19 protein-coding genes and 2 riboswitches are annotated in these 21,019 nt (G+C 65.3%); of the genes, 14 read left to right on the forward strand and 5 right to left on the reverse strand.

What is annotated here, in order from left to right:
• Positions 1-4: 4 nt before the first annotated feature.
• Together FGE21_RS14560 and cobO are read right to left on the reverse strand one after the other, a co-directional pair.
• The gene (locus FGE21_RS14560) at positions 5-1,654 is read right to left on the reverse strand and encodes an FAD/NAD(P)-binding protein (RefSeq protein ID WP_139664047.1); all 1,650 of its coding nucleotides are present in this window, start codon (positions 1,652-1,654) and stop codon (positions 5-7) included.
• A gap of 172 nt (positions 1,655-1,826) precedes the next feature.
• Complete coding sequence (gene cobO, locus FGE21_RS14565; RefSeq protein ID WP_139664048.1) at positions 1,827-2,474, reverse strand: cob(I)yrinic acid a,c-diamide adenosyltransferase; 648 nt, start codon at positions 2,472-2,474, stop codon at positions 1,827-1,829.
• 53 nt (positions 2,475-2,527) lie between these two features.
• A riboswitch (cobalamin riboswitch) is annotated at positions 2,528-2,763 on the forward strand.
• A 111-nt stretch (positions 2,764-2,874) separates the two neighbouring features.
• On the opposite strand from cobO, the gene FGE21_RS14570 reads away from it, so the two are divergent.
• The 7 genes from FGE21_RS14570 to cobJ all read left to right on the forward strand — a co-directional run bounded on the left by FGE21_RS14570 (position 2,875) and on the right by cobJ (position 11,208).
• Positions 2,875-3,312 carry a DUF1636 domain-containing protein gene (locus tag FGE21_RS14570; RefSeq protein ID WP_139664050.1) on the forward strand — a complete coding sequence of 146 codons (438 nt, stop codon included), beginning with the start codon at positions 2,875-2,877 and terminating at the stop codon, positions 3,310-3,312.
• Between the two features lie 3 nt (positions 3,313-3,315).
• Positions 3,316-4,350 (forward strand): cobalamin biosynthesis protein CobW, encoded by a 1,035-nt coding sequence (gene cobW, locus FGE21_RS14575; RefSeq protein ID WP_139664051.1) that lies wholly within the window; start codon positions 3,316-3,318, stop codon positions 4,348-4,350.
• A 125-nt stretch (positions 4,351-4,475) separates the two neighbouring features.
• On the forward strand, positions 4,476-7,721 hold the full coding sequence (cobN, locus tag FGE21_RS14580) for a cobaltochelatase subunit CobN (RefSeq protein ID WP_139664053.1): 3,246 nt from the start codon (positions 4,476-4,478) through the stop codon (positions 7,719-7,721).
• Positions 7,718-8,986 (forward strand): precorrin-3B synthase, encoded by a 1,269-nt coding sequence (gene cobG, locus FGE21_RS14585; protein WP_139664055.1) that lies wholly within the window; start codon positions 7,718-7,720, stop codon positions 8,984-8,986. The genes cobN and cobG overlap by 4 nt, the downstream gene beginning before the upstream one ends.
• A 1-nt stretch (position 8,987) precedes the next feature.
• The gene (locus tag FGE21_RS14590) at positions 8,988-9,617 is read left to right on the forward strand and encodes a precorrin-8X methylmutase (RefSeq protein ID WP_139664056.1); all 630 of its coding nucleotides are present in this window, start codon (positions 8,988-8,990) and stop codon (positions 9,615-9,617) included.
• Positions 9,614-10,339 carry a precorrin-2 C(20)-methyltransferase gene (locus FGE21_RS14595; protein WP_139664057.1) on the forward strand — a complete coding sequence of 242 codons (726 nt, stop codon included), beginning with the start codon at positions 9,614-9,616 and terminating at the stop codon, positions 10,337-10,339. The genes FGE21_RS14590 and FGE21_RS14595 overlap by 4 nt, the downstream gene beginning before the upstream one ends.
• Positions 10,336-11,208, forward strand: a complete 873-nt coding sequence (gene cobJ / locus FGE21_RS14600) for a precorrin-3B C(17)-methyltransferase (protein ID WP_139664058.1) — start codon at positions 10,336-10,338, stop codon at positions 11,206-11,208. The genes FGE21_RS14595 and cobJ overlap by 4 nt, the downstream gene beginning before the upstream one ends.
• On the opposite strand, the gene FGE21_RS14605 is transcribed toward cobJ, so the two are convergent.
• Positions 11,205-11,963, reverse strand: a complete 759-nt coding sequence (locus tag FGE21_RS14605; RefSeq protein ID WP_139664060.1) for a cobalt-precorrin-6A reductase — start codon at positions 11,961-11,963, stop codon at positions 11,205-11,207. The two genes, cobJ and FGE21_RS14605, sit on opposite strands and share 4 nt — an antisense overlap.
• On the opposite strand from FGE21_RS14605, the gene cbiE reads away from it, so the two are divergent.
• The 7 genes from cbiE to cobF all read left to right on the forward strand — a co-directional run bounded on the left by cbiE (position 11,962) and on the right by cobF (position 18,356).
• Positions 11,962-13,158 carry a precorrin-6y C5,15-methyltransferase (decarboxylating) subunit CbiE gene (gene cbiE / locus FGE21_RS14610; RefSeq protein WP_176695449.1) on the forward strand — a complete coding sequence of 399 codons (1,197 nt, stop codon included), beginning with the start codon at positions 11,962-11,964 and terminating at the stop codon, positions 13,156-13,158. The two genes, FGE21_RS14605 and cbiE, sit on opposite strands and share 2 nt — an antisense overlap.
• The gene (locus FGE21_RS14615; RefSeq protein WP_139664062.1) at positions 13,155-13,526 is read left to right on the forward strand and encodes a cobalamin biosynthesis protein; all 372 of its coding nucleotides are present in this window, start codon (positions 13,155-13,157) and stop codon (positions 13,524-13,526) included. Before cbiE ends, FGE21_RS14615 begins: the two co-directional genes overlap by 4 nt.
• Positions 13,523-14,317 (forward strand): precorrin-4 C(11)-methyltransferase, encoded by a 795-nt coding sequence (gene cobM / locus FGE21_RS14620; RefSeq protein ID WP_139664064.1) that lies wholly within the window; start codon positions 13,523-13,525, stop codon positions 14,315-14,317. The genes FGE21_RS14615 and cobM overlap by 4 nt, the downstream gene beginning before the upstream one ends.
• Positions 14,318-14,386: 69 nt before the next feature.
• Positions 14,387-15,703: a cobyrinate a,c-diamide synthase gene (locus tag FGE21_RS14625; protein ID WP_139664066.1), complete on the forward strand. Its 1,317-nt coding sequence runs from the start codon at positions 14,387-14,389 to the stop codon at positions 15,701-15,703.
• Complete coding sequence (gene cobA, locus FGE21_RS14630) at positions 15,700-16,440, forward strand: uroporphyrinogen-III C-methyltransferase (RefSeq protein WP_139664068.1); 741 nt, start codon at positions 15,700-15,702, stop codon at positions 16,438-16,440. The genes FGE21_RS14625 and cobA overlap by 4 nt, the downstream gene beginning before the upstream one ends.
• A 48-nt stretch (positions 16,441-16,488) precedes the next feature.
• A riboswitch (cobalamin riboswitch) is annotated at positions 16,489-16,723 on the forward strand.
• A 32-nt stretch (positions 16,724-16,755) separates the two neighbouring features.
• Positions 16,756-17,433 (forward strand): energy-coupling factor ABC transporter permease, encoded by a 678-nt coding sequence (locus FGE21_RS14635; protein WP_139664070.1) that lies wholly within the window; start codon positions 16,756-16,758, stop codon positions 17,431-17,433.
• Positions 17,434-17,579: 146 nt separating this feature from the next.
• Entirely contained in the window at positions 17,580-18,356 is a 777-nt protein-coding gene (gene cobF / locus FGE21_RS14640) for a precorrin-6A synthase (deacetylating) (RefSeq protein WP_139664071.1), read from the forward strand.
• Between the two features lie 187 nt (positions 18,357-18,543).
• On the opposite strand, the gene kynU is transcribed toward cobF, so the two are convergent.
• Both kynU and FGE21_RS14650 read right to left on the reverse strand, forming a co-directional pair.
• Positions 18,544-19,734, reverse strand: a complete 1,191-nt coding sequence (kynU, locus tag FGE21_RS14645; protein ID WP_139664073.1) for a kynureninase — start codon at positions 19,732-19,734, stop codon at positions 18,544-18,546.
• A gap of 1 nt (position 19,735) precedes the next feature.
• Positions 19,736-20,575, reverse strand: a complete 840-nt coding sequence (locus FGE21_RS14650; RefSeq protein WP_139664075.1) for a tryptophan 2,3-dioxygenase — start codon at positions 20,573-20,575, stop codon at positions 19,736-19,738.
• Positions 20,576-21,019: the final 444 nt, after the last annotated feature.

A 21,019-nucleotide genomic window follows, 5' to 3' on the forward strand; every position in this document is an offset into this window, starting at 1 on the left:
CGGTCTAGACCCGCCTGAGAACTCCGGCAGCCCAACGGTTTGTCGCGTCGCCAAAACAATCGTGGAGTGAATCGACGGCGACGACACTTCCGAGTGCGAGGCGCCCCAAAAGACAGAGCCCGGTGACCGGAGTGCCGTGGCGATCCAAGACGCGACCGTCCGCAGCGGTCTGCGCCGCCAGTCCCGAGGTCAAGGGGTGCAGCAGGCCGCTCTGCGTCAAATCAGGGACAAGCGGCGCGGCTATGGTCGACAGGTCAGGCGACGGAAGAACCGCATCGATCATGACCGATGCCTCCACTGCGTCCACAGCCTCCTCCTGCGATGACAGCTTCCACCCGGTTTTTGTCAGCTCTATGTCGGGGTCGATGGCAAGCGACAGATCAAGGATCCCCGCCTCGATCAAGGCGTCCATTTCGCGCGCCGAGGAGACAGGCGGGCCGTAGGAGTACCGCTTCAACCCCTCATCAAACCCGACGATGGCCTTTGCCGTTTCAGCCGCCACCACCACAGGATTGAACCCAGCGCGAAATTCGTCCTGCCATTTTCTCCAGACCTGCCCCACGATATAGCCGATGGTGGGGGGCTGTTTCCCTTCGGCAAGCGCGATACCCCGGCGCAGGATTTCACGCGGGCTGCCGGTTTCCTGTGTCGAGGGCGATGTCCACTCGGTCTGCAGCCAGTCGATGACGTCAGTTGCGCCGTCAGAAGCCCTGTCAGAGGCCGAGGACATCTCCAATATCCGCGTCACCACGGGCACCAGGGCGGCATTGATAATCTCCGCCGCGCTGTCAGGATCCGAGGTTGCCGCGCGGTCGAGCGCTGATACGAACACCTCCGTTTCGGCGGCCAAAGGTTCGAACCACGCATCAATCTGCTCCGTTTCCGGTTTGGCAAAGGGTGGTTTGCCATCCAGGGAAAACGCAATGATCCGCTTGGGTTCGCGGCCCGAGGCGATGTAGCCCTGCGCCTGAAATTGCCCGCCCTGCGCCGCGGTCAGCGCCCGGCACACGTCAAAGGACGACAAGGCCAGCCCCCGTATGGCGACGATCTCTCCCTGCCAGCCCTTCGCCTGTTCCTCCAGACGTCTGGCCGGATAGGCATCTGACAGATGAAGTCCCGCGCGTTGTGCGTGTTCTGTCCACTCCGCGAGCTGGTCGTCAGGGGCCGTCCTGGGCTGGCCCAGCGTCAGCAGAACCTCTGCATAGGGACCAAACCAACGGTCGCCGGCGTTCAGTTTCCAGCCCTCTTCACTGCGTTCAATCTGATCCACACACTCCGGATGCAGGGTCACCGGCATCCTGTCCAGCGCGCGCACATCCGCCAGACGCGCCTGCAGATAGCGCCCCAGATCCGCGCGGGTGGGAAAACTGTCCGGGTCTGGCGTCCGGTCGAGCCAATCTGCAAACTGTCCACAGGTGGAAAAGGACGGCGGGCGAATGGCGATGTCCCGGTTCGGTATGTTCAACAGACAGAGCGGGCTCTCTTCGGGGCAGAAGTTGGGCCCGGCCCCGGGAAAGGACGCAGGATCAAACACATCGACCGCCATCCGGCGACCGTCGCGTAAAAGTCGCTCGCCCAGCGCCTCAAGCGCGCCCAGTCCGCGGGGCCCCAAACCGACCACGGCTATTCTTGCGGCGTTTTCATTCACGTCCATTCCAAACCTTCCAAAGCAGGCGCATCATCCGTTTTGGTGATGGCTTCTTGCAAGGTAGGCGGGAACGCCGCGTCCTCAAGCCATAGTTTGAACTTCCCCCGTCGGGCCCGCCCCATGCACAGGCCCGCCCCATGCACAGGCGCGCCGCCCGGCGGCGCAGCCGGGACGGAGATCAGAATTCGACGCCCTTCTGCGCCTTGATGCCAGCCCGGAACGGATGTTTGATCTGCGTCATTTCCGTCACCAGATCGGCGATCTCTATCAGCTCGTCCTTGGCACCCCGGCCGGTCAGCACCACATGGGTCATCGGTGGTTTGTGCTCCACCAGAAAGTCCAGCACCTCGTCGAGGTCGAGATAGTCATACCGCAACGCGATATTGATTTCATCCAGCAAAACCATCGTGTTGGCTTCGTCCAGTATCATCTCCTTGGCCTTTTCCCAGCCCTTCTGCGCAGCCGCAATATCGCGCGCCTTATCCTGCGTTTCCCAGGTGAAACCTTCGCCCATTGCATAGAACTGACACAGGTCCGAAAAGTTTTCCTCGATCAATGTGCGTTCGCCGGTCTGCCAGGCGCCTTTGATGAACTGTACCACCGCCGAGGGCATCCCATGCGCGATACACCGCATGATCATCCCGAAGCCGCTGGAGGATTTGCCCTTGCCCGGCCCGGTGTGCACAATGATCAGGCCCTTTTCGCCATCCTTCGTTTTCATCATCTTGTCGCGCGCGGCCTTTTTCTTGGCCATCTTGGAGGCGTGGCGCGCCGCTTCCTCTTCGGAAATGTCGCTTTTGGTCGTCGAAGACGTCTGATCGCTCACGGGGCTCACTCCTGCTGTTTGCCCCCATGTCTTGACAAAGAGTGCCGCCATGGCGCAAGGGGGTTTTTGTTGGTTCCCGAAGGCATGTCCTTTGGGCGAAGAGGGAATGTGACAGGGCCGCAGACAGTGGCCCCAAGCACAGCCGCCCCCGCGACCGTGACCGGAGAGGTCTCCAGACGCCACTGGCCCCTGCCGCAAGGCACAGCCGGGAAGGCGGGAAGACCGTCAGCGCCCCGTTCGGCACTGGCATCCGCAAGCCGGGAGACCTGCCAACGTATGACGTCAACCGGCGGACGGGGTGTTCCGCGACCGGTCGAGGGCCTGTCACCACCGTCGAGTGGGCGCAGAACCCCCTTCTGGCCTGCCCCACCCGCCCGAGAGGAGGAGGAGAAGAGGCCGCATGGGTGATATCCCGCCACTGCCCGCAGAACCGGTTGTCCTGACCGTCTGCACCACCTGTCGCCGCACCGGGGCCGAATCCGGGGCCGATCCCGAGGCCATGCGCCCCGGTCGGGTGCTGACCGAACGTCTCGCCGGGGCCGACTTGCCCGCAGGCGTCACTGTGCGCGGCGTCGAGTGTCTTTCCGCCTGTTCCCGCGGTTGCACCCTGCATCTGTCAGGCGGCCCCGATCGCTGGAGCTACATCTACGGCGATCTTGACCCGGACAGCCATCTCGATGACATCCTCGCAGGCGCGTCCGCCTATGCCGCCACCACGGATGGGTTCGTGCCCTGGCGCGAACGACCGGTGGTGTTTCGCAAACAATCCATTGCCCGTATCCCGCCGGTCCATATGCCCGGTGTCGACCTCTCCGCAGACCCTGCTGCAAAGGACTGATCCATGAGCACGCTCAACAAGATCCCCGTCACCGTCATCACCGGCTTTCTCGGCGCCGGCAAGACCACTTTGATCCGTCACCTGATGCAAAACCCGCAGGGCAAGCGCCTTGCGGTGGTGGTCAATGAATTCGGCACCGCCGGTGTCGATGGTGACATCCTGAAATCCTGCGCCGATGAAAACTGCCCGGCGGAAAACATCATGGAGCTGGCAAACGGCTGCATCTGCTGCACCGTGGCCGATGACTTCATCCCCACCATCGAACAGCTGATGGCCCTGCCGGAACCGCCCGAGCATATCGTGATCGAGACCTCCGGGCTGGCGCTGCCGAAACCGCTGCTCAAGGCGTTTGACTGGCCCGCGATCCGGTCCCGCATCACCGTTGACGGGGTGATTGCGCTGGCCGATGCCGAGGCCGTCGCAAAGGGTCAGTTCGCACCGGACCCCGCCGCCGTGGAGGCCCAGCGCGCGGCGGATGAAAGCCTCGACCATGAGACGCCGCTGTCCGAGGTCTTTGAGGATCAGATCTCCTGCGCCGATATCGTGTTGCTGTCCAAGGCCGATCTGGCCGGCGAAGACGGTGTTGAAAAAGCCCGCGCCGTGATCGAGGCCGAAGCGCCCCGCAAACTGCCGATCCTGCCGATGACCGAAGGCGCGATCGACCCGCGTGTGATCCTGGGCCTTGAGGCCGCAGCCGAAGACGACCTCGACGCACGTCCCAGCCATCACGATGGTCACCACGATCACGAGCATGACGATTTTGAAAGCATCGTGGTCGAATTGGGCGAAGTCTCCGATCCCGAAGCGCTGCACAGTCGGATCATCGAAATGGCCCGCGCCCGCAACATCCTGCGGGTCAAGGGCTATGTTGCTGTCGAAGGAAAGCCGATGCGAATGCTGGTACAGGCGGTGGGCGAGCGCCTGCGCGCGCAATATGATCAACCCTGGGGCACGCAGGAGCGCAGGACCCAGCTGGTGGTGATCGCCGAGCATGATAACATCGACACCGCAGGCATCCACGCCGATCTCGGCGCCTGATCGTGACAATACAGGGCGCGACCTCCCGCCATTGAGGTCGCGCCCGCCTCCCCGGGATGGCGCATCCCCCACGCCAAGTGGTCCGGCGCTGCCCCCTTCTGATTTGAACGAAGCGGACCAACCTCATGCACGTCGTCTTCCGCGAAAGCCACGGGCTCGGTGAAACCGACACCCCCTATGACGTCGGGCAGACCCCCGGCGATCTGGTGGTGCTGTCGTTTTCCGACAGTGACCTCGGCGCCTTTGCCGCCGGCTGGCATCGCGGGCGCGACCGGCTGCCGACGACCCGGCTGGCCAACCTCGTGGCGCTGAAGCATCCGCTCTCGGTCGATGTCTACGCCGAACAGACGCTGGAGGGGGCCAAGGGCGTTCTGGTCCGGCTAATCGGTGGCGAGAGCTATTGGCCATACGGTCTCGCCACCCTGCAGGACCTCGCCCGCCGCAAAGGCATCGCCCTGGCGATCCTGCCTGCCGATGGTCAGGAAGATCCACGTCTGGACGCGCTGTCCACCCTGCCCACCTCGACGCTGCGGCGTCTGCAGGCGCTCTGCGACGCGGGCGGAGCCGTCGCCGCACAGGCGGCGCTGGCGCAGCTCGCGCTGGCGGCCGGGCTCTATGCGGGACCGGTGATCGGGCAGAAATCCGTCCCGGACCATGGCTTCTACGACCCCGAACAGGGCGTGTTGGGCCGCCTGCCAGACACAGACAAGCCGCTGGTTCTGGTGAGCTTTTACCGCTCCTACCTGACCTCCGCCGACACCGCGCCGGTGGATGCGCTGATCCGGGGGCTGCGGGCGCGCGGCTACGCGGCCTTCGGGGCCTTTGCCAGCAGCCTCAAGGCCACCACCGCCGTCGAATGGCTACACGCCGAACTCCCCGCGCTGACCCCCGCCGCCATCATCAACGCCACCGCCTTTTCCGCCCAGGGGCGCGACGGCAGCGCCTCCCCTCTCAGCCTCACCGGCTGCCCGGTGTTCCAGGTCGCGCTCTCCACCGCGCGGCGCAAGGACTGGGATCTGGCCGACCGGGGCTTGTCTCCAGCCGACCTCGCCATGCATGTGGTCCTGCCCGAGGTGGACGGGCGGCTGTTTGCAGGTGTCGTCAGCTTCAAATCCCCCACCAAACGCGACCCGGATCTGGAATACTCCCGCTTCATCCACCGCGTCGATCCGGAACGGGTGGAGGCCGCGCTCGATCGCGTCGATGCCCAGTTGCGACTGGCCCGAACTTCGCCCCGCGACAAGCGTCTCGCGCTGGTGCTCTCGACCTATCCAGGCAGGGACTACAACATTGCCCATGCGGTGGGGCTTGATGCCTTGGCCTCCACCGAGGCGATCGTCGCCGCGCTTGCCACCGAGGGCTATGATATTGCGCCAGCAGGCGATCTGGGCGCCCGCCTGTCGTCCGAGACCCTGAGCTGGCCGCTGTCGGACTATGAGGCCGCGTTGCAGTCGTTGCCCTCCAGCCTGCAATCCGACCTGACTGCCGCATGGGGTAATGTGGAAAGCGACCCCTCGGTCCAGGACGGCGCAATCCGGTTTCGCGCCCTGCGCAGGGGCAAGGCGCTGATTGCGCTGCAACCCGAGCGCGGCGATGTGGCGGCCCGCGACGAGGAATACCACGATCTGGACCGCACGCCGCGCCATGCCTATGTGGCTTTCTACCTGTGGATGCGAACGCAGGCGGATGCGCTGGTGCATGTTGGAGCGCATGGCACGCTGGAATGGCTCCCCGGCAAGGCCGTGGCCCTGTCGCAGACTTGCTGGCCCGAAGCGCTGCTCGGGGCGATGCCGGTGATCTATCCGTTCATTGTCAACGACCCGGGCGAGGCGGCGCAGGCCAAGCGGCGGATTGGGGCTGTGACCCTTGGCCATATGCCACCACCACTGGCCCAGACTACGCTGCCTGCCGGGATGGGGCGGCTGGAGAGCCTGCTGGATGAGTATTCCACAGCGGACGGGCTGGATCCGGCGCGCCGCGATCGGCTGATCGCCGACATCCGGACAGAGGCGCAGGGCACCGGCGTCGAACAGGATCTCGGCCTTTCGGCGAGCGCCTCCGCCGCAGAGGCGATCACACGCATCGACCGTTTTGTCTGCGACATCAAAGAGAGCCAGTACGGCGAGGGGCTGCATGTTTTCGGCAGCGGCGCACATGGTCCGGCAGAACTGAAGGGGCTGACGGATGCGCTGGCCGGGCGCATGATTGCACCGGGGCCGTCGGGGTCGCCCTACCGCGGGCGCTCGGATGTGATGCCGACTGGGCGCAACCTCTTTACCACCGATCCACGGGCGGTGCCGTCCCGGGCGGCACAGGCGCAGGGGGTCAAACTGGCGGAAGAGCTGCTGCGCCGCCACCTTCAGGACCACGGCGACTGGCCGAAGGGTCTGGTGGTGGATCTGTGGGGGTCTGCCACCATGCGCACGGCGGGCGAGGAATTCGCAATGGCGCTGCACCTTGCAGGCCTTGCGCCGCAATGGGACGCGGGGTCGGACCGCGTCTCGGGCTTCGAGATCATCCCTCTGGCGCTTCTGGGCCGCCCCCGTATCGACGTGACCCTGCGCGTTTCGGGCTTGTTCCGCGATGTGTTCCCCGGCCTCGCGCAACTCTTCGAAACTGCCGCCGCCGCGCTGTCCACCCGCGAGGAAACTCTGGCAGACAATCCCTATCTGGCCAGATCGCCGCGTGTGTTCGGTCCCAAGCCCGGCCAATACGGCCTCGCCATGACAACCCATCTCGACACCTATTCCGATGCCGCGCGCGCTGCCGCCGGAGAGGCCTGGCTGGCCGCCTCTTCCCATGCCATCGATGCCCGCGGCGACATCACCGAGGCCCGCGCAGCATTGGAAGAGCGCTTGCACAATGCCGATAGTTTCGTGCATCTGCAGGACCTTGCGGAGACCGATGTGCTGGTGGCCTCAGACTATGCCGCACATGAGGCCGGATTTGCGGCGGCCATGGCCCGACTCGGAGCGCAGGCGCCCGCGCTCTACCACATGGACGCCACCCGACCGGACCGGCCGCAGGCCCGCAGCCTGCAGGAGGAAATTGCCCGCGTCACCCGCGCCCGCGCCGCCGATCCCCAATGGGCCAGTGCAATGATGAACCACGGGTTTCGCGGCGGCGCCGAAATCGCCGCCACGCTTGACCATATGGCAGCCTTTGCCCATCTGGCGCAGGTGGTGCCGACGCATCTCTTTGACCTCTACTTCGAGGCCACGCTGGGGCGCGAGGATCTGGTCGATTTCCTTGAGCGCGAGAACCCGGCGGCGCTGCAGGCCATGTGGGACCGGTTTCGCGCCCTGCGCGCGGCCGGGCTTTGGGTGACGCGGCGCAATTTCATCCTTTCGTCGCTGGAGGGCGCCGCATGAGTGTGCCGGTGGCCCCATCAAGCGCCGACCCAAAGATCTACGGCTGGTGCCCCGGCGCACTGCGGCCGATGATGTCGGGCGATGGGTTGGTGGTCCGCATCAGACCTCCGTTCGGGCGCCTCACCTCTGATCAAGCACAGGCCGTAGCCGACCTTTCGACGCGCTTTGGCAATGGCATGCTCGATATTTCATCCCGTGCCAACCTGCAGATGCGCGGCGTGCGCCCCGAGGATCATCCAAGGCTGATCGCCGCACTCCGGACGCTTGGGCTGGTGGATCAGGACCACGCAGCAGAGACCCGCCGCAATGTCCTGATCACCCCATTCTGGACCGCCGGGGATCGCAGTCATCGGCTCGCCGCTGATCTGGTCGCCCGGCTGGCATCCGCAACGGACCTCGTCCTGCCCGGAAAGTTCGGCTTTGCGGTCGACAGCGGCGACGTGCCCCTGCTGCGGGACGTCGCCGCCGACATTCGCATCGAAGGCGACGGTGCCAATCTGATGGTGCGGGCCGATGGTGCGGAAGCCGCCCTGCCCGTCGGGGAAGACAGTGCAGCCGAAGCGGCGCTTGCGCTCGCCCGCTGGTTCCTCGCCCAAGGCGGCGCGCCCGAAGGTCGGGGCAGGATGCACCACCTGATTGCGCGCCGCGGGCCACCTCCATCGCATGACGCAACCGCCCCCGGCGGCCCTGTCCCGCCAGGCAACACTGTCCCGCCAGGCGGCACGCTTCGTCCAAGTCCAGGCAGGACCGCAGTCGGAACCTTGGTGGCGTTGGAGTTCGGTCAGATCCCGGCCGCCACCCTCGCGGCCCTGGGCGGGACCGGCCACGCGTTGCGACTGACCCCGTGGCGGATGTTGCTCGTCGAGGCTACGGCCTGCGACAGTCCACTGCCACGGACGGCCTCATCGCAACTGCCTGATCCGCTGTCCGGCCCACCCCTGCCCGGTCTGATCCTCGACGCAACGGACCCGCGCCTGCAGGTGATCGCGTGCACCGGAGCGCCAGGTTGCCTGCAGGCGCACGCCCCCACCCGCGCGCTGGCCCGCGATTTGGCCCCGTATCTTCCGCCCGGGACCCAGCTCCACGTCTCTGGCTGCGCCAAAGGCTGCGCCCATCCCAAGCCCGCCGATGTCGCCCTAGTGGCCACCGGGCGCGACCGCTTCGACCTCATCCGCAACGGGCGCGCCGACGCCAGCCCGGCCCTCACCTCGCTCAGCGCCGCAGCCCTGCGCGCCGCGCCCGACGTCCTGACGAAAGACCGCTGACATGCTGCACACCTATGAAACCGACGGCGCCAAGATCTATGCCGAAAGCTTTGCCACCATCCGGGCCGAGGCCGATCTCGCCCGGTTCACCCGCGACGAGGAAAGCGTCGTGGTCCGGATGATCCACGCGGCCGGCATGGTTGGCCTCGAACATCACGTGCGTTTTTCTGATGGCATGGCCGAAACCGCGCGGGCGGCGCTCGCCGGGGGCGCACCGATCCTTTGTGATGCCTATATGGTCTCTGAGGGGATCACCCGGCCGCGCCTGCCTGCCGCAAACGAGGTGATCTGCACCCTGCGCGACCCCAAGGTCGCCGGTATGGCACAGGACATGGGAAACACGCGCTCTGCCGCCGCGCTCGAACTCTGGCGCCCCCATCTTGCAGGGGCCGTTGTCGCCATCGGCAACGCCCCCACCGCCCTGTTTCATCTGCTCAACATGTTGAAAGATCCAGACTGCCCGCGCCCCGCGGCAATCATCGGCTGCCCCGTGGGCTTTGTCGGTGCGCGCGAGTCGAAAGACGCGCTGATGCAGGATCTCCCCGTGCCTGCAATGATCGTCAAAGGCCGTCTTGGCGGCTCTGCGATCACAGTAGCGGCGGTAAACGCGCTCGCATCCTGGAAGGAATGACAATGGCCGGCAAAGTCATCTGCGCGGGGCTTGGCCCTGGTGATCCGGAACTGATGAGCGTCAAAAGCTGGCGGGTGCTGCAATCTGCCCGCCACATTGCCTATTTTCGCAAGGCCGGTCGCGCCGGACAAGCGCGCGCCATCGTCCAAGGGCTGTTGCCGGACGGGGTGAGCGAACACCCGATGGAATATCCCGTCACCACCGAGATCCATTTCTCCGACCCGGAATACAACCGGCTGCTGTCGGAGTTCTATGACCGCTGGGCCGATACGCTGGCAGAGATCGCCCAGACCGAGGATCTCGTGGTTCTGTGCGAGGGAGACCCCTTTCTCTATGGATCCTTCATGCACCTGCACAGCCGCCTCCAAGGCCGCGCCCAGGTCGAGATCATCCCGGGCATTACCGGCATGTCCGGCTGCTGGACCGCAACCGGCGTCCCGATCACCTGGGGCGACGATGTTCTGACAGTCGCCATGGCAACCCTGTCTGAACAGGAACTGACCCAACGTGCTGCGCAAACCGATGCCCTTGTGGTGATGAAAATCGGACGCAACCTGCCCAAGCTGCGGCGCGCGCTGACGGCTGCCGGTCGGCTGGAGGACGCCTGGCTGGTGGAGAGCGGGACCATGCCAACCCAAACAGTGCGCAAACTCACGGATGTGACGGGTCCGGTTCCCTATTTCTCGATTGTGCTGCTGCACGGACAAGGGCGGCGGCCATGACCCCTCCGGCACATGCTCAAAGCGGTCACACCGAACCGGGCCGCATCGTGATCGCAGGCCTCGGCCCCGGCGCGGAGGACATGGTGACACCGGAGGTCCAGGCCGCCCTTGCGACGGCCACCGATGTGGTCGGCTACATACCATACGTCAACCGTATCAAGCCACGCAGCGGCCTGGTGCTGCATGCCTCCGACAACCGCGTCGAGGTCGACCGCGCCACCCACGCGCTGCAGATGGCGGCGGCGGGACGGCGGGTTGTCGTCGTCTCGTCCGGCGATCCCGGCGTCTTTGCGATGGCCTCGGCTGTGTTCGAGGCGCTGGAAGCGGGGCCTCGTGCCTGGCGCGAGTTGGAGGTCAGGGTGCTGCCGGGCATTACCGCGATGCTCGCCGCCGCCGCCGCCATCGGCGCTCCGCTGGGGCATGACTTCGCCGCCATCAACCTGAGCGACAACCTGAAACCCTGGGCGCTCATCGAACGCCGGTTGCAGTTGGTGGGCGAAGCCGGTCTGGCCATGGCCTTTTACAACCCGCGTTCGAAATCCAGGCCCCATCAGTTCGCCCGAGCGCTCGAAGTGCTCCGCGCGGCCTGTGGCGAAGACACCCTGATTACCTTTGCCCGGGACGTGACCAAACCCGATCAGCATCTGCTGACGGTGGCCCTGCGCGACGCGACGCCGGAGATGGCTGACATGCGGACCATGGTGATTGTCGGCACCCGCGACACCCGCCGGGTCGGGACATATGTCTACACCCCGCGATTTGCGCCCGGACATCAGCCCCGCCATCAGCCCGGCGCCCAGCCCGCGTCTCCGCCCGCTCCGCCATCCGCTGTTCCCTCTCCGTCTCAATCCGACCAGAAAGAGGATTAGGCGTGGTCCAGCCAGCTCATCACCTCTGCAACCGACCCGCGCACCTGACGGGACGGAATGCGCGGCCGGTCCATCATCACGACGGGCAGGCCCAGCGCACGGGCGGCGACCAGCTTGGCTTGTGCGCCGCTGCCACCGGCATTCTTGGCGACGACATGGGTGATGGCATGGGACCGCATCAATTCCTCATCCCCCGCGGCGTCAAACGGCCCGCGGGCCACCACGACACAGCTGTCCGCAAGCGGCAGCGGGGCGACGGGCGCGTCCACCAGCCGCAACAGATAGTGGTTCCCGGGCCGTGTGGAAAACGCAGACAGATGCTGCTTGCCGATTGCAAGGAACACCCGCGCGCCCGCTTCGGGCAATGCGGCAACCGCAGCCGCCATATCGGCGACACGGATCCAGCGGTCCCCGGGCCGAGCGATCCATTCCGGTCGCTCATACCCCAGCAGCTTCACGCCCGCTTCCTCACAGGCCGCCACGGCATTGGCCGACATCTGCGCCGCAAAAGGGTGGGTCGCGTCGACCACATGTGTGATCGCCTCACGGCGCAGATAGGCAACCAGCCCCGCAACGCCCCCGAAACCGCCGATCCGGCAGGGCAACGGCTGCGATGCCGGGCGCGCGGTCCGGCCGGCATAAGAGAACACCGCCTGACGCCCGGCCCCCGGACCGGCACCTCCCCATGCCTCCGCAACGGCCATTGCCAACCGCGAGGCCTCCGTGGTGCCGCCCAAAAGCAGGAGTTTCGTCATGGCTGATCCTATCCATAGCCCGTGGTTGACCCTGGTCGGGCTGGGCGAAGATGGCCTCGATGGCCTGTCAAGTGCAAGCCGAAGGGCGTTGGACGAGGCAGAAATCATCATCGGAGGTCCGAGGCATCTGGCTCTGGTGGGTGCCGGCCCTCGCGGTCAGGCCTGGCCCGTGCCCTTTTCAACTGCTCCGGTTCTGGCGGCGCGCGGACGCCCGGTGGTCGCCCTCGCCTCCGGTGATCCTTTCTGGCACGGTGCGGGCGGCAGCCTGTTGCGCGACCTCGACCGCGCCGACTGGGTGTCGCATCCGGCTCCGTCCTGTTTCACACTTGCCGCAAACATGCTGGGCTGGAAACTGGAGGACACGCTGTGTCTCGGCCTCCACGCCACGTCGTTTTCATCCCTGAGCCCCCTGCTCGGGCGCGGTATTCGGGCGATCTGCACCCTGCGCGACGGCGACGCCGCCACCGCATTGGCACAGTGGCTGCAGGACCGAGGCTACGGGGCCAGCCATTTGCATATTCTCGAACGTCTCGGCGGGCCGCATGCGCGCCATCGCCAGGCGACGGCACAGGGCTTCGACCTGACTGCTATCGCGGCCCCGGTCGTTGCCGCAATCGATTGCGCCGGAGACGGGCTGCCGCAGGCCGCAGGCCTGCCCGATGCAGCCTTTGCCAGTGACGGCCAGATCACCAAAAGGCCTGTGCGCGCACTGACGCTCTCGGCCCTTGCTCCGCGCCACGGCGAACATCTCTGGGATATCGGTGGCGGCTCGGGCTCGGTCTCCGTCGAGTGGTGCCTTGCCGCGCGCGGCACCACCGCAACCACATTCGAGCCCCGCGCCGACCGGCTGGTGAATATCCACAGCAACGCAGAGACCTTCGGCGTTGCCCATAGGCTGACGGCTGTCCAAGGCCGCGCGCCCGAGGTTCTGGCAGGCCAGCCGCTCCCCGACTGCGTCTTTATCGGTGGCGGCGGATCACAGGCGCTGCTGGATGCCCTCTGGACCACCCTGCCTAGGGGCACCCGGCTGGTGGCAAATGGCGTTACCTTGGAAACGGAAACCCTGCTGATGGAGGCCCATGCTCGCCACGGAGGCCATCTTCTGAAGGCCGAATTCTCCGAGGCGGGCCCGCTCGGCTCCATGCGCGGATGGAGCCGGGCCCGCCCCGTCCTGCAATGGAGCGTCACCCGATGATAATCGCCGGAATCGGCTTCTCCTCCCGGGTAACCGCCCATAGCCTGACTGCGGCGCTGGCGGCCCTGACGCCCGCTCCGGCCGCCATTGCCGTGCTCCGGACCAAGGCGGAGGTTGCGCAGTTTCAGGACTTTGCCCGGGCGGCCGTGCTGCCCGTCATTCCCGTCGATGACACCGCAATTTCCGGCGTCCCGACCCCCAGCTTTTCGCCGCGCATCCACGCGCGGTTCAACACCGGATCGGTGGCCGAGGCCCTGGCACTGGTTGCCGCAGGACGTCACGGCGCCGAGGTCCACCTGATCCAGACAAGACGAGTGACCGCGGATGGCCATGCCACCGTGGCCATAGCGGAGACGATGACATCATGACTGTTCACTTCATTGGCGCCGGACCGGGCGCTGCCGACCTGATCACCCTGCGCGGACGCGACCTGATCGCGGCCTGCCCGGTCTGCCTCTACGCAGGCTCGCTCGTGCCCGAGGCGCTGCTGTCGCATTGTCCGGACGGCGCCCGGATCGTTAATACGGCCCCCCTGTCGCTGGAGGAGATCATGACAGAGATCGCAGCCGCCGATGAGGCCGGTCACGATGTGGCACGGCTGCATTCCGGCGATCTGTCGGTCTGGTCGGCGATGGGGGAACAATTGCGCCGCCTGCTGCATCTCGGCATTGCCTATGACATCACGCCGGGCGTTCCGGCCTTTGCCGCCGCTGCCGCCGCATTGGGCACTGAACTGACCCTGCCCGGTGTGGCGCAATCGCTGGTGCTGACGCGCACCTCCGGACGAGCCTCGGCCATGCCCGAGGGGGAGACGCTGGAAAACTTTGCCCGCACCGGCGCGACGCTGGCGATCCATTTGTCGGTGCAGGTGCTCGACGATGTCGTGGCGCGGCTCTCCCCCGCCTATGGCGGCGACTGCCCGGTAGCGATCGTCTGGCGCGCCACATGGCCGGATCAAAGGATCATCAAGGCGACCCTCGGCACCATCATCGAGGCCACCGACGGCGCCCGCGGACGCACCGCGCTGATCCTCGTTGGGCCCGCTCTCGGGGCGGAGGATTTCGCCGAAAGCTGCCTCTATGGCGCCGATTACGACCGTCGCTACCGCCCGCAGAGCGCAGCCAGCCCCTGGTCGGAGTGGAGCGAAGGAGATGACTGAAGCCCTGTATCTGCCAACCGCGCCAGCCGCCGCCTGTCCCGCCGCCTGTCCCGTCGGAGGGCTCTTGCCATGACCGATTTCCCTAAGGGGCTGATGATTTCAGCCCCTTCCTCCGGCACTGGAAAAACGACGGTGATGCTGGGGCTTCTGCGCGCCCTTTCCGAGGACGGCCTGACGGTGCAGCCGTTCAAGAGCGGCCCGGACTACATCGATCCGGCGTTTCACTTCGCGGCCGCCGGGCGAGCGTCCTTCAACCTCGATACCTGGGCAATGGACAGCCTACTGCTGGACGCGGTGACCACCCAGGGGGCGGGGGCCGATATTTGCATCGGCGAAGGGTCGATGGGGCTGTTCGACGGAGTCGCCACGCGCGGGCAATCGGGATTTGGCTCTTCGGCCGAAACCGCGTTGCGCATGGGCTGGCCGGTGGTGCTGGTCATTGATGTGGGCGGTCAGGCGCAATCCGCCGCCGCCACCGCACTTGGGTTCAAGAGCTACCTGCCAGACCTGCCCTTTGCGGGCGTGATCCTGAACCGGGTCGCCAGCCCACGCCACGAACGGCTCACCCGGCTGGGGATGGAGCGCGCGGGCATCACCGTTCTGGGCGCCCTGCCCCGACGCGGTGATCTGGCCCTGCCGGAACGCCATCTCGGCCTGATACAGGCTGTCGAGCATCCCGACCTTGAGGCCGCCATCGCAGGCTATGCGGCATTCCTGCGTGCCCATGTGGATCTGGACGCGATCCGTGCTCTTGCCGGTGGCGCGGCGGCCCCGGCCCCGGCTGCATTGCCAAAACCGCCCGCGCAACGGATCGCCCTCGCGCGGGATGCGGCATTCTCCTTCACCTATCCGCACCTGCTGGAAGGCTGGCGCGCCGCCGGAGCCGAAATCCTGCCCTTCTCGCCACTGAATGACGAAGCCCCGGCGGGCGACGCCGACCTGGTCTGGTTGCCCGGCGGCTATCCGGAGCTGCATGGTGCAACGCTGGCTGCAGCCGCGAACTGGCGCCGGGGCCTGCAGACCCATGCGCAGACCAAGCCGGTACATGGTGAATGCGGGGGCTATATGGCCCTCGGAGAGGCCCTGATCGACAAGGATGGCCACCGCCACCAGATGGCAGGCCTGCTGGGGCTGGTGACCTCCTATGAGAAACGCAAGTTCCACCTTGGCTACCGCCGCGCCCACCTGCAGTCGGCCATGCCGGGCTTTGCCGCAGGTGCCTTCCTGCGCGGGCATGAGTTCCACTACTGCACCATTCTCGATGAACCCGACGCGCCGCTGGCCCGGGTCATGGACGCCGATGGCAACCCGGTGCCGGAAACCGGTTCGGTCAAGGGCCATGTGACAGGAACCTTCTTCCACCTGATCACGGGGGAAAACGCATGAGCGGGTTTGTCAGCTTCGTGTCCTCCGGCCCTGGTGATCCCGAGCTTTTGACCGTGAAGGCGGTCAAGCGGCTGGAGGCAGCGGATGCCGTGTTGTTCGATGACCTGTCGTCTGGTCCGATCCTCGCCCACGCCCGCCCTGACGCGGATCTTGTGGGGGTTGGAAAACGGGCCGGGCGCCCCTCGCCGAAACAGGACCACGTCAGCCGGTTGCTCGTCGATTATGCCCGCTCCGGCGCCAAGGTGGTCCGGTTGAAATCCGGCGACTCGGGCGTCTTTGGCCGGCTGGAGGAAGAACTGACCGCGCTTCGGACAGCCGGGATCGCCTATGAAATCATCCCCGGCGTCACCGCGGCCTCTGCTGCTGCTGCTGCTGCGGGCATCCCCCTCACCCGTCGCCTGACCGCGCGCCGGTTGCAGTTCATCACCGGCCATGACGTGACCGGCGGCCTGCCCGAGCACATGAACCTGCAGGCCCTGGCCGACCCGGAGGCCACCACCGTCGTCTACATGGGCAAGCGCACCTTTGCCGCACTTCTGCCCCTGCTGGCTGAGGCCGGCCTGCCGAACACCACTCCCGCGCTGGTGGCATTGGGCATCTCCACACCGGCCCAGGAACTGCACCGTGCCACGGTGGCAGAGCTGCCGTCGCTGCTGGCCCATATCGACAGCCCGGCGCCGGTCCTGATCCTGTATGGTCCCCTGGCAGAGCCGGAAGAGACATCAACGTCGGAATAGACCCCGGTCAGGACGTATTCAAACTTGACCCGCACCCGGAGCGGAGTCACACAGGAGAATGCATTTGGTGTCCGTGGTGTGCTTGAGCACCCGGGACTGAAACGGGAATGAGGAACGGCGGACCCAATCGCGGCGCCGAAGCCTCAACCGCCCCCGCGACTGTGAGCGGCGAGCGGCCTTTCGACACCCACTGAGCGCGCCCGCATCGGGTCTGCACTTGGGAAGGGGAAAGGTCCGCATCGACCCGCGAGTCAGGAGACCGGCCAAGTGCGACACATATCAAACCGTCGGGTGAGACGGAGAGGAGACAGACATATGCATATCGAACCAGGGATCGTCGACGGCGCCAAGATCGCACTGTCCTATGCGACCGCCGCAGGCGCGCTCGGCTACGCCGCCAAGGAAACCTTCGCCGACCTGAGAGCCACGAATATCGCGTCATATGCGCTGCGCGCGGCGATCGCCACGCTGGGCGTTTTCGTATTCTTTGAAATCATGCCCCATTTCCCGGTCGGCGTGTCCGAAGTTCACTTCATTCTGGGCTCGACCCTGTTCCTGATCCTGGGCGCCGCTCCTGCGGCCTTTGGTCTGGCCGCAGGTCTGCTGATCCAGGGCGCGTTCTTTGCCCCTATCGACCTGCCGCAGTATTTCATCAACCTCACCACGCTGCTGGTGCCGCTGTTTGCGATGCAGGCTCTGGCCAGCAAGGTGATCGCGCCGGGCACCGCATATGTGGACCTGAGCTACGGTCAGGCGTTGGCCCTGTCGACGGCATATCAGGGCGGCGTCGTGGCTTGGGTGGCATTCTGGGCCTTTTACGGTCAGGGCTTTGGCGCCGAAACACTGGCGTCGGTCTTCACCTTTGGCGCGGCCTATATGCTGGTTGTCGCGATCGAGCCCTTGGCTGATCTGGCCATTCTGGCCGGCGCAAAGGGCCTGCGTGCCCTGGAGCGCTCCGGCCTCGTCAGCCCGCGCCTCTACTCTGCGGCATAGCGGCGACACACAACGGACGCGCCCTGGCGCCAGTGTGGCAGACACCGAGCCGCACCTGAGCATCTGAGACGGGCACCCCGATCTGACATCCCGACGCGGCCCCAAGCGGGGCCGCGTTTTATCATGAGGCTGACGAAAGACGCGCCATGATCCATCTCTCATTGATCGGCATCGGCACCGGCAACCCAAAGCACCTGACGCTGGAGGCCGTAGACACCATCCGCACGCAGGATCTGATCCTGATCCCCAACAAGGGCGTCGGCAAGGATGACCTCGCTGGGCTGCGCCGACAAATCTGTGCCGACCTGCTGGCAGGCGCGGCAAAGCCGCCGAGGATCGTTGAATTCGACCTACCGCAACGCGATCCCGCCATAGCGGATTATCAGAGCCGGGTGGACCACTGGCATGACGCCATTGCCGAGGTCTGGGACACGGCATTGAACCGGCATCTGCCTGAGGGCGGGCGGGCGGGTTTTCTGGTGTGGGGGGATCCCTCACTTTATGACAGCACGATACGGATTGCGGAGCGGCTGCAGCTGCGGCGCGCCATGGAACTGCGCGTCATCCCCGGCATCACCTCGATCCAGGCGCTGACCGCGGCGCATAAAGTGCCTCTCAACACCATAGGCGCGCCGGTTCAGATCACCACTGGCCGCAGGCTCCGGGACTCTGGCTGGCCCGAGGGCTGCGACACGCTGGTCATCATGCTGGACGGAGCCTGCGCATTTCAGGACGTCGCTCAGCCCGAGAATGTGACCATTCATTGGTCTGCCTATGCGGGCATGGCCAATGAACTCAATATCTCGGGCAGATTGCAGGACGTCAGCGCGCGAATTCTGTCCACCCGGGCCGCACTGCGGGCTGACCATGGCTGGATCATGGATATTTACCTCTTGCAGCGAAGCAGGCCTCAGCAGGACTGACGCCACTCCTTGTTCCCCGAGACCTCCTCCACGCAACGGGGCCCACCTCTTCTTGATGGCACCGGACCCGAGGTCCGGTGCCGCAGCCTGTCCGCAGGACAGGCTGCCCGGCCCAACCCCAAGGGCCCTTTGCGCAGCAATGGGCCAACGCGGGGACGGGAGCGCCCCCGGAAGCTGTGCGCTGCGATCACGTCACACGAGAGCGGATCTGATACTTCGGTTCCTTCCAGATCTCACCCGCCATCACCTTCTCAAGGATCTCGGCCGCCTGCACCACATCATCGTGACCGATATATAGTGGGGTGAATCCGAAACGCAGGATATTCGGCGCCCGGAAATCGCCGATGACCCCGCGATCGATCAACGCCTGCATGACCGGATAGCCCTCTGAGAAGGCAAAAGAAACCTGCGAGCCCCGCTGCCCAGCATCGCGGGGAGAGGCCAGCGTCAACTGTGGACAGCGCCGTTCCACCTCTTCGATGAAGGTCTCGCAGAGCGCGACTGACGCCGTGCGGATGTCCTCCATCTCGACACCATCCCAGACATCCAGTGCCGCATCCAGAATGGAGAGCTGAACAATCGGCGGAGTGCCCACCCGCAGGCGTTCTGTCGTCATCGCAGGCCGATACGCAGGCTCCATCGCAAAAGGAGCTTCGTGACCAAGCCACCCCGACAAGGCCGGTTCCACCGCCAGGACAATATCAGGTCGCGCGTATATAAACGCCGGAGCGCCGGGCCCGCCGTTGAGGTATTTGTATGAACAACCCACCGCAAATTCAGCATTGCAGGCCGTAACATCCACCGGCACCGCACCGGCGCTATGGGCCAGATCCCAGATCATCACGGCACCGGCCCGATGCGCTTTGGCCGTCAGCTCATTCATGTCATGGCGGCGGCCCGACCGGTAGTCGACCTCGGTCAGCATGACTGCGGCCACGTCCTCGTTGATGGCGTCCGTAACATCCTCTGGCGCGACAGTGACCAGTTCGTAGTCTTTTCCGATCGTGGCAATCAGCCCCTGCGCCATGTATAGATCGGAGGGAAAATTACCGGTATCGGACAGGATCACACGGCGGCTCGGTCGCAATTTCAACGCAGCCGCCAGCGCCTGATACACTTTGATCGACAGGGTATCGCCGGTGGCCACACTGCCTGGCGCGGCGCCAATCAGCCCTGCGATCCGGTCGCCCACCTGCTGGGGAAGCCCCATCCAATCGGCAGTATTCCATGCCCGGATCAGCTCGCGCCCCCATTCCTCTGTCAGCACTTTGGTCGCGCGCTGGACAGCGCCCACCGGCAAGGGCCCCAGTGAATTGCCATCCAGGTAGATCGTGCCTTCGGGGATGTCGAAGAGATGCTTCAGGGGCAGTGTCGTCATGTCAGAGATCGCCTCTCAGGGTCCAGAGTTCGGGAAACAGCTCCACGCTGAGCATGCGCCGCAGATAGTCAACGCCGGATGTGCCACCGGTGCCGCGTTTGAAGCCAATGACCCGCTCGACGGTGGTTACATGATTGAAACGCCAACGCCGGAAATAGTCTTCGAGATCAACGAGCTTTTCGGCCAGCTCATAGAGGGTCCAATGCGCATCGATATCGCCGTAGACCTGTAGCCAACGTGATTGAATATCGGCGTTCACCCCATGCGCAGAGCCGAGATCCGGCGCCGGCATGGCATCCGTATGACCATCGAGCGTTTCATAGAGATAGCGGGTCACCTCATCATAGAAACTGGGTCGCGCCAGCTCCGCCGACAACATCGCATGCACGTCCGGTACGTGCTCATGAGGGCGCAGCAGGTTCGGATTTCGGTTGCCCAGAATATATTCGATCATCCGGTATTGATGCGACTGAAACCCCGACGATGGGCCCAGCGCCGCGCGGAACCGGGTGTAGTCAGCAGGCGTCATGGTCCGCAACACATCCCAGGCGCTGTTCAGCTGCTCAAAGATGCGGCTGACCCGGGCAAGCATCTTGAACATGGCCTGTACCTGTCGCTGCTGCAGAGCCGTCCGCGCCGCCTGTAACTCGTGCAGGGCCAGCTTCATCCACAATTCGCTGGTTTGATGCTGAATAATAAACAACATCTCGTCATGCGCATCGCTGAGCGTATGCTGCTGCGTCAACAGCGTATCCAGGTGCAGGTAGTCGCCATAGGACATGGCGTCGGCGAACCCCATGCGCGCCCCTTCTGTACCGGGATCATATGGTTTTTTGCTCATCCGGCCCCCGCTGTCTCTGCAGATCCGCTCATGCAGCCACTCACCGGCCACCCCGGCAGGAGGCAAGCCTATGGCGCGGCAGAGAACAGCGCAAGGCAAAAGCTTCAAGCCTAAAGAATAATATGGGAGCGGTCAGAAAACGCCCGGGACACAGTGGCCTACCTTGCCCGAACAAGGCCTGCTGCGTATGGCGCGTCCGGCGTTGCGCTGCGGCCAGGAGGGAGCGCCAAGACCGGGTGATGAGCTGCGGTCGCCTCATGCCCGATCTGTTCCGCCGATCAAAACGGCAGAAACCGATGACCACCCACGGCGCAATTTGCCGACTGCGCGCCCGACTCCCCCTCCGCCACCCTCTTCGCGCCCCGATGTGTGACCCGATTTGTGCCCCGCCCTGTCCAGGGTTTCGAGAAACCGCCGCGTCCTGTGAGATTGGTTAATTTTTTG

It is taken from the genome of Phaeobacter sp. B1627 (assembly GCF_006265095.1).
Classification (GTDB): domain Bacteria; phylum Pseudomonadota; class Alphaproteobacteria; order Rhodobacterales; family Rhodobacteraceae; genus Epibacterium.

Excerpts from the sequence above, each read along its gene's own strand:
- FGE21_RS14560 (WP_139664047.1), bottom strand. The coding sequence starts at position 1,654 with ATGGACGTGAATGAAAACGCCGCAAGAATAGCCGTGGTCGGTTTGGGG.
- FGE21_RS14570 (WP_139664050.1), top strand. The coding sequence starts at position 2,875 with ATGGGTGATATCCCGCCACTGCCCGCAGAACCGGTTGTCCTGACCGTC.
- cobW (WP_139664051.1), top strand. The coding sequence starts at position 3,316 with ATGAGCACGCTCAACAAGATCCCCGTCACCGTCATCACCGGCTTTCTC.
- cobN (WP_139664053.1), top strand. The coding sequence starts at position 4,476 with ATGCACGTCGTCTTCCGCGAAAGCCACGGGCTCGGTGAAACCGACACC.
- cobG (WP_139664055.1), top strand. The coding sequence starts at position 7,718 with ATGAGTGTGCCGGTGGCCCCATCAAGCGCCGACCCAAAGATCTACGGC.
- FGE21_RS14590 (WP_139664056.1), top strand. The coding sequence starts at position 8,988 with ATGCTGCACACCTATGAAACCGACGGCGCCAAGATCTATGCCGAAAGC.
- FGE21_RS14595 (WP_139664057.1), top strand. The coding sequence starts at position 9,614 with ATGACAATGGCCGGCAAAGTCATCTGCGCGGGGCTTGGCCCTGGTGAT.
- cobJ (WP_139664058.1), top strand. The coding sequence starts at position 10,336 with ATGACCCCTCCGGCACATGCTCAAAGCGGTCACACCGAACCGGGCCGC.
- cbiE (WP_176695449.1), top strand. The coding sequence starts at position 11,962 with ATGGCTGATCCTATCCATAGCCCGTGGTTGACCCTGGTCGGGCTGGGC.
- FGE21_RS14605 (WP_139664060.1), bottom strand. The coding sequence starts at position 11,963 with ATGACGAAACTCCTGCTTTTGGGCGGCACCACGGAGGCCTCGCGGTTG.
- FGE21_RS14615 (WP_139664062.1), top strand. The coding sequence starts at position 13,155 with ATGATAATCGCCGGAATCGGCTTCTCCTCCCGGGTAACCGCCCATAGC.
- cobM (WP_139664064.1), top strand. The coding sequence starts at position 13,523 with ATGACTGTTCACTTCATTGGCGCCGGACCGGGCGCTGCCGACCTGATC.
- FGE21_RS14625 (WP_139664066.1), top strand. The coding sequence starts at position 14,387 with ATGACCGATTTCCCTAAGGGGCTGATGATTTCAGCCCCTTCCTCCGGC.
- cobA (WP_139664068.1), top strand. The coding sequence starts at position 15,700 with ATGAGCGGGTTTGTCAGCTTCGTGTCCTCCGGCCCTGGTGATCCCGAG.
- FGE21_RS14635 (WP_139664070.1), top strand. The coding sequence starts at position 16,756 with ATGCATATCGAACCAGGGATCGTCGACGGCGCCAAGATCGCACTGTCC.
- cobF (WP_139664071.1), top strand. The coding sequence starts at position 17,580 with ATGATCCATCTCTCATTGATCGGCATCGGCACCGGCAACCCAAAGCAC.
- kynU (WP_139664073.1), bottom strand. The coding sequence starts at position 19,734 with ATGACGACACTGCCCCTGAAGCATCTCTTCGACATCCCCGAAGGCACG.
- FGE21_RS14650 (WP_139664075.1), bottom strand. The coding sequence starts at position 20,575 with ATGAGCAAAAAACCATATGATCCCGGTACAGAAGGGGCGCGCATGGGG.